Annotated in this window: 4 protein-coding genes and 2 pseudogenes; 1 reads left to right on the top strand and 5 read right to left on the bottom strand. The window is 36.2% G+C overall.

The window, feature by feature from the left end:
* The 4 genes and pseudogenes from AC1DJR_RS14310 to AC1DJR_RS14295 form a co-directional block, all read right to left on the bottom strand.
* A pseudogene (locus AC1DJR_RS14310) lies at positions 1-801 on the bottom strand (ATP-binding protein); the annotation flags it as partial.
* Positions 802-865: 64 nt separating this feature from the next.
* A pseudogene (locus AC1DJR_RS14305) lies at positions 866-2,375 on the bottom strand (NAD-dependent malic enzyme).
* Between the two features lie 74 nt (positions 2,376-2,449).
* The gene (aspA, locus tag AC1DJR_RS14300; RefSeq protein ID WP_002012229.1) at positions 2,450-3,889 is read right to left on the bottom strand and encodes an aspartate ammonia-lyase; all 1,440 of its coding nucleotides are present in this window, start codon (positions 3,887-3,889) and stop codon (positions 2,450-2,452) included.
* A gap of 24 nt (positions 3,890-3,913) precedes the next feature.
* Positions 3,914-5,185, bottom strand: coding sequence for a cation:dicarboxylate symporter family transporter (locus AC1DJR_RS14295; protein WP_002086365.1), 1,272 nt, complete (start codon positions 5,183-5,185; stop codon positions 3,914-3,916).
* 380 nt (positions 5,186-5,565) lie between these two features.
* On the opposite strand from AC1DJR_RS14295, the gene pyrH reads away from it, so the two are divergent.
* Entirely contained in the window at positions 5,566-6,309 is a 744-nt protein-coding gene (gene pyrH / locus AC1DJR_RS14290; RefSeq protein WP_002012233.1) for a UMP kinase, read from the top strand.
* Positions 6,310-6,362: 53 nt separating this feature from the next.
* Here the strand turns inward: pyrH and cls are convergent.
* Positions 6,363-7,440: cardiolipin synthase (gene cls, locus AC1DJR_RS14285; protein WP_477002864.1), on the bottom strand; the 1,078-nt coding region annotated here is incomplete at its 5' end.

Here is a 7,440-nt window from a genome sequence, read left to right as displayed (position 1 = left end):
CAGTTTAGATAGTCCTGCAAAAATTCTTTGATTATCCTTTTTGATTTCGTGCACTTCTCCTGCTATTTTTAATGCTGTTTTGCTATTTAAATCATCGTTCGCTTGTAAGTTTCGATATAGTTGATATGCTTCTTGTGTAATTAACTCAGCATTTTGTAACGTTTTTTTCAAATGGACAGATTCCACATATAAATTAGAGAGGTACATTAACATATTTTCATTTTCTTTTCGAACTTGTGATTCTTTTAACTTCGTTTCATATAAGTTCATCATATTTAAAAAACCAAGTGCAAAGAAACTACGGAAAATAGCAATAATAATTAGTTTATTCACTTCAGAAACTGTTATCGTTGTCCCCAGCACTAACATATGATAAAACGCAAGTTCAGACATACTTGCGATAATTTCAATTGTAATCCCAAGACATCCTATCACAATTGGCTTCTGATGAAACTTATTCACCCTACAAAGCGAAAAAAGACTTCCATAAATAAAATAATAAAAGAACACAGGATAACGCAAATAAAATGATTCTGTCATATGGAATGAACCTTGCAATACCCAGTCAAGACATACACGAAATAAGACTACAGATATACCTACAAGAATACCTGCAGCTGCTGCTGGCACTCTTCTTAAAAATAGTAATAAAAAGAAGAAAAGCGGTGTCCCGAAACTAACACGAAACATATCATTAAAAGGATGAAAATTSAGTTCTCCAGCAATCGGAACAACAACCATTAATATAATTAAAAGATACATATCTTTCTTCCATAATTGATTCCAATTCAAAGGTGCCACTTCCTATGCTTTTTTTCAATTGTAAAAGTGAAAGCCCGCTTATAATTATAAACGGGCTTTATTTCTATATTCTAACCTTTTCTACCGCTTTTATTTGGCGATACTCCGGTTCCCATATTGCTTCTTTTACTGCAATCTTAATATCGTCATCACTTAAGTTCTCTCTAGCAACACCTTCTGCAACTGCAACTTTCGCTACTTCAATCGCAACCAGTTCAGAGATATTACGTAACTCTTCAACTTCTGGCAAAATAGGCGCTCCTGGCTGACTTGTATCTACCATACTTGCAACTGCTTCTGCTGCTGCTGCGAACATTCCATCCGTCATGACGCTTGCACGAACAACAATTGTACYAAGACCTAGTCCTGGGAAAATAAGTGCGTTATTTGACTGTCCAATCACATACGTTACACCGTTATATGTAACCGGTTCAAACGGACTTCCTGTTGCAACTAATGCTTTTCCTTCTGTCCACTCGATTAAATCTGCCTTTTCTTGCATATGGAATTTGGAAATCAAGAAGATCTTCCATATTATCTGTAACCAACCCATTACGGTCAATACACCAGAAACGATTATGTGATTCTTCGTCTGATAAGCCGACACGAACCATTGCATCTCTTACTTGATCTGCGATACCGATTCCAGCCGTACCAGCACCAAACACAACTACACGGTGTTCACTTAACGGTACACCAGAAGCTTTTACTGCCGATAATACAGCAGCAAGTGAAACTGCCCCTGTACCTTGAATATCATCATTAAATGTACAAACGTCATGACGATATTTATCTAAAATTTTTCGTGCATTTCGAGAACTGAAGTCTTCCCAATGTAGAAGTGCTTTCGGGAATTGTTTATTTACCGCTTGAACAAACGTATCAATAAATTCATCGTAAGCTTCACCTGTTATACGAGGGTGACGATTTCCAATATAAAATGGATTGTTTAATAATTCCTCACGATTTGTACCTACATCTAAAATTACCGGTAATACACGGCTAGGATCGATTCCAACTGCGGCCGTATATACAGCCAATTTCCCGATTGCGATGTTAATTCCACCAACACCCCAATCACCAATTCCTAATATACCTTCTCCATCCGTTACAACGACTAAATCAATGTTTTCAGCTGTTGCACCGATATTTGCAAATGCATCTTCAATACCTGATGGATCGTTAATTGATAAATAAATGCCACGTGGTTTACGGTATTCATGACTATATCTTTGAATTGCTACACCTACAGTTGGTGTATATACAATCGGTAACATTTCACGTAAATGCTCTGTTAAAATACGATAAAATAACACTTCATTTCGATCATGTAACGCTGTTAAGTACACATTCTTTAATAAATCATCCGGCTGAGAACTAAATTGTTCATATGCTCGGCGTGCTTGTTCTTCTAACGTTAAAACCGCTGGCGGTAATAACCCTTTTAAACCTAACTCTTCTCTTTCCTCTTGTGTGAAAGCTACCCCTTTATTTAAAAGTGGTGTTGATAATACTTCTGCTCCTCTTAATGTTGTTTCTAATGCACCATTAGAAGCCACTGTAAACTTACTCATAACATCCCTACCTCTATTCATATATAGCATTTCTATATTGTAAACAAAAAAGAGGGGATTGTCCCCCTCTTCTTTTAATTTTTCTTTAAAAGAGTTGCTCCTGCAATCCCTGGGTGTGTCATTTCGAATGGATCTAGAATTAACTCTAATTCTTCTTGTGACAATACACCATTTTTCACACATAGTTCTCGAACGGATTGCCCTGTCGCAATTGCTTCTTTCGCAACGCGAGCTGCTGCTTCATAGCCGATATGAGGGTTCACGGCTGTAATAATTCCTACACTCTTCTCAACGTACTCTTTTAAGCGATCTTCATTCGCTTCAATTCCTTTTAAGCAATTATCTGTAAAGGCACGGAAACCGTTATTCATAATGCTAATAGATTGAAGTAAGTTGAAAACAAGTACTGGTTCCATAACATTTAATTCTAATTGTCCTGCTTCTGAAGCAAGGCAAATTGTATGGTCGTTACCAATTACTTGGAACGCAATTTGATTAATTACTTCTGGCATAACAGGGTTTACTTTCCCTGGCATAATAGATGAACCTGGTTGACGAGCTGGTAACATAATTTCTGCTAATCCAACGCGTGGACCTGATGCCATTAGACGAAGATCGTTCGCAATTTTAGACATGTTCATCATACATACTTTAAGTGCTGCAGATACTTCAGTGTACGCATCCGTATTTTGAGTTGCATCTACTAAATCTTCTGCACCAACAAGTGGTAGTTCACTAATTGTAGCTAAATGTTTTACAACTGCTTCAATATATTCTGGATCTGCATTTAAGCCTGTACCAACTGCAGTTGCTCCCATATTTACTTCATATAAATGTTGACGTGATTGCTTGATACGTTTCATGTCACGTTCAAGTACGCGGGAGTATGCTTTAAATTCTTGTCCAAGACGAATTGGCACAGCATCTTGTAAATGTGTACGACCCATTTTAATAACATGATCGAACTGTTCTGCTTTTAATTCAAATACATCATGCATATAACCCATTGTTTGTAATAAGCCTTCTAATGCATTTAATGTTGCAATATGAATCGCTGTTGGGAATGCATCGTTTGTTGATTGTGCCATATTTACATGACTGTTTGGACTAATATAATCATAGTCTCCCTTTTCCATTCCTAATAATTCAAGGGCACGATTGGCAATGACTTCATTTGCGTTCATATTCATTGAAGTTCCTGCACCACCTTGAATTGGATCAACGATGAAATGATCATGCCATTTCCCCTCAAGGATTTCTTGTGATGCTTCTGCGATAGCACCACCCTTTTTCAATTCCAATCTTCCTACATCTGCATTAGCAAGTGCTGCCGCTTTTTTTACAATTGCTAACGCTTTAATTAAACCTTCATGGACTTTGTATCCTGTAATCGGGAAATTCTCTACTGCACGCATTGTTTGTACACCGTAGTACGCATAATTTGGTACTTCTTTTTCACCTAAAAAATCTTTTTCAATTCGTACTCCATTTTTAACTTCAGTTAATGTTGCCATGATTACTCACTCCTTAACAATCTCTTACGCTGCTTTTGTTTGTTTGACCGTTTCTACATATTGTTTTGCTTTCTCATCATCGAATTCGCCTTCCCACTTCGACATAACAATGGCAGCTAATGCATTTCCTAATACATTGACAGCTGAGCGAATCATATCTAAAATGCGGTCAATTCCCGCAATTAATGCGATGCCTTCTAGCGGTAAGCCCATTGATCCTAACGTCGCTAATACAACAACGAATGATGCACCCGGAACTCCCGCCATACCTTTGGATGTTAACATGAGAACGAATAATAGCGTTATTTGCTCCGTCAGTGACATGTGTACACCGTACATTTGTGCAACAAACAATGCMGCTAACGCTTGATAAATAGCTGATCCAGTCAAGTTAAATGTATAACCTGTCGGAATTACGAAAGAGGCAACTGCCTTTGGACAACCGAACTCTTCCATTTTTCTCATTATATTAGGTAAAACAGCTTCTGAACTTGCTGTCGTAAACGAAAGAATAAGTTCTTCTTTTAAAATTTTCATTAATGTAAAAATATTTACTCCAACCATTCGCGCATTAATACCTAATACAATCACAACGAATAGTATAACAGTTACGTATACAGCTAGCACTAGTTTTCCTAAAGGAAGTAGTGTTGCTACACCAAATTTTGCAACCGTAACAGCAATTAATGCGAATACACCAAATGGTGCGAATTTCATCACTTGATTTGTAACCCAGAACATCGCTTCGAGCACACCTTCAAAAAAGTTAAAAACAGGCTTTCCTTTTTCTCCGATTGCTGCAACTCCTAAACCGAATAGTACTGAGAAGAATATAATCGGTAGTAAGTCACCTTGTGTAATAGACTCAAATATATTTTTCGGTACAATATGAACAATCGTTTCTGCAAAGCCTTTCTTCTCTGTTGCATCTGCTGTTTGTTTATAAGAAGAAATATCACTTTGCTGTAAATTACTCATATCAACGCCAGTACCTGGTTGGAATATATTTGCTGCAAGTAATCCCATTAGAATAGCAATCGTCGTAATAATTTCGAAATAAAGAATTGTCTTACCGCCCAGTTTCCCAAGCTTTTTCATATCCCCTACACCAGCTACCGCAACAATTAATGCTGAAATAACAATCGGTACTACAATCATCTTAATTAAGTGAATAAATATATCCCCAATTGGTGTGATATAAGAAATCGCCGTTTTATTGCCATAAAAGACTGCCCCTACTACAATCCCTAAAACAAGCGCGACAAAAATTTGTGTTGCCAATCCGAATTTTTTCATTTATGTTCATCCCCTTTTATGCGAACGCTTTCATTTAGTATTTATAAAAGCTTACTCACACATCATATAGGCGAACCTACAAAATCATACAAAAACCTACAAGTTCGTCACAAAAAATTCAAATTTATTTCTTATAATATTCATTGACACTTTTTTATAAAAAAGAAATAAAATAACCTTGATAAAACATCAGATTATTTCGTATAATCTAAAAGATATACGTATTCTAAATAAATGGGGATGAAAAGGAGTGGATGTTATGAAAAATCACGTGAAGAAGTTCATCATATCTATTTCTTTTCTATTTCATTTTCTTACGAAGGAACAAAGGCATTCGCCTTTGTTCCTTTTTTATTGCAATCTATATAGGGGGAATTGTTATGAAACCATATAAACGCGTCTTAATTAAACTAAGTGGCGGCGCACTTGCTGATCAATCTGGAAATAGCTTTAACTCCAAACGATTAGAACATATCGCAAACGAAATAATATCCATTATTGACCTAGATATCGAAGTATCCATTGTCATCGGCGGCGGTAACATTTTCAGAGGTCATCTAGCTGAAGAATGGGGAATTGATCGTGTAGAAGCTGATAATATCGGTACGCTAGGTACGATTATTAACAGCTTAATGCTTCGCGGCGTTTTAACAAGTAAAACAGATAGAGAAGTACGCGTTATGACTTCCATCCCTTTTAATGCAGTAGCTGAACCATATATTCGCCTACGTGCAGTACATCATTTAGATAACGGTTATGTTGTCATATTCGGTGGTGGTAACGGGCAACCATTCGTTACGACAGATTACCCAAGTGTACAAAGAGCCATTGAAATGAATAGCGACGCCATTTTAGTCGCAAAACAAGGAGTAGACGGTGTCTTTACAAGTGATCCGAAACATAACAAATCAGCGAAAATGTACAGTAAACTGAACTATAACGATATTGTTAGGCAAAACATACAAGTAATGGATCAAGCAGCTTTATTACTTGCTCGAGATTATAATTTACCGGCACACGTCTTTAACTTTGATGAGCCTGGCGTTATGAAAAGAATTTGTTTAGGTGAACATGTTGGGACGTTGATTAATGATGATGTTTCGATGCTTGTGCATGAAAAATAGTTGTTTTCATCAAAAAAGGGTGTCTTTTTTAGACACCCTTTCTTCGTTAATCATCACAAATAAAAATCAACCAATCCCGCAAATTTCTCCTTACAACGCTCCCAAAAAGATAACTTCTCAAAAAACTCTTTCGTCATTTCTTTCGAGTCATGAAAATCTTGTGTTAACGCCTCATTCACTTCTGATACGATAGATCCACCATGAATATACAAATTCATCTCATCATTTATATAAAAGCTACGTGAAGTAAAGTTTGTAGTACCGATAACAGTTAATTCATTATCAATAAGCATTAACTTTCCATGAAACATCCCTTTTTTATAACCGTATACCGTAATCCCATTATTAACAGCTTGACGGATGTARGGGTATGCAGCCTCTTTAATGAGAGGAATATCTGGTTTATATGACCATAGTATTTTTACTGTAACACCACGTTTTTGCGCTCCAATTAAAGCATTCATTAATTCTTTATTTTTCGCTATAAAATAAGGTGTTGTAATTACAATTGAATGCTTCGCTTGTTTTATTAACTCTACATATTTTTCAGCGACGTGATGCCCATTGTAACTAGCCATAGTATGTAATGTATTCCCTTTACTAGCTTTATTCGTACTCCTTTTTATATSYTCTTTCGTRTCTCGTTTCCAATCTAAWGCGAAYTGYTCTTCTAAATCTTTTGCTCCTTCTCCYYTWARCCGCACATGATAGTCACGCCAATATCCAAATCGCTTATCTTTTCCTAAGTACTCATCCCCTATATTAAAGCCACCCGTATAGCCAATTTTCCCATCAATCGTCGTAATACGACGATGATTACGATGGTGAAGTGAATAAAATCCGAATGGCAATTCAGGTTTTCTACTGTATGTAAAATGAACACCACTTTCCTGTAATTCTTTTTTCATCTTTCTTTCAAATGATAAATCATTAATTAAATCCACTGATAAATATACGTTTACTCCTTCTTTCGCCTTCTCTTTTAATATGTTTAAAAAAGTATGGCTACTTTTATCATCCGATAAAATATAAAAATAAGTGTAAATAGATCGCTTCGCTTCACTTATATCAGTAAACAACTGTTTATAAAACGACTTCCCTTCTACATATAATTGAAAGTCACTATAATGA

Source organism: Bacillus sp. 05T31 (assembly GCF_056396725.1).
Note: the sequence above shows the minus strand (reverse complement) of the source record. Positions and strands in the feature narration are given on the sequence as shown.

Bases quoted from the DNA above. Each gene is read 5' to 3' on its own strand.
- pyrH (WP_002012233.1), top strand. From the start codon at position 5,566: ATGAAACCATATAAACGCGTCTTAATTAAACTAAGTGGCGGCGCACTT.
- aspA (WP_002012229.1), bottom strand. From the start codon at position 3,889: ATGGCAACATTAACTGAAGTTAAAAATGGAGTACGAATTGAAAAAGAT.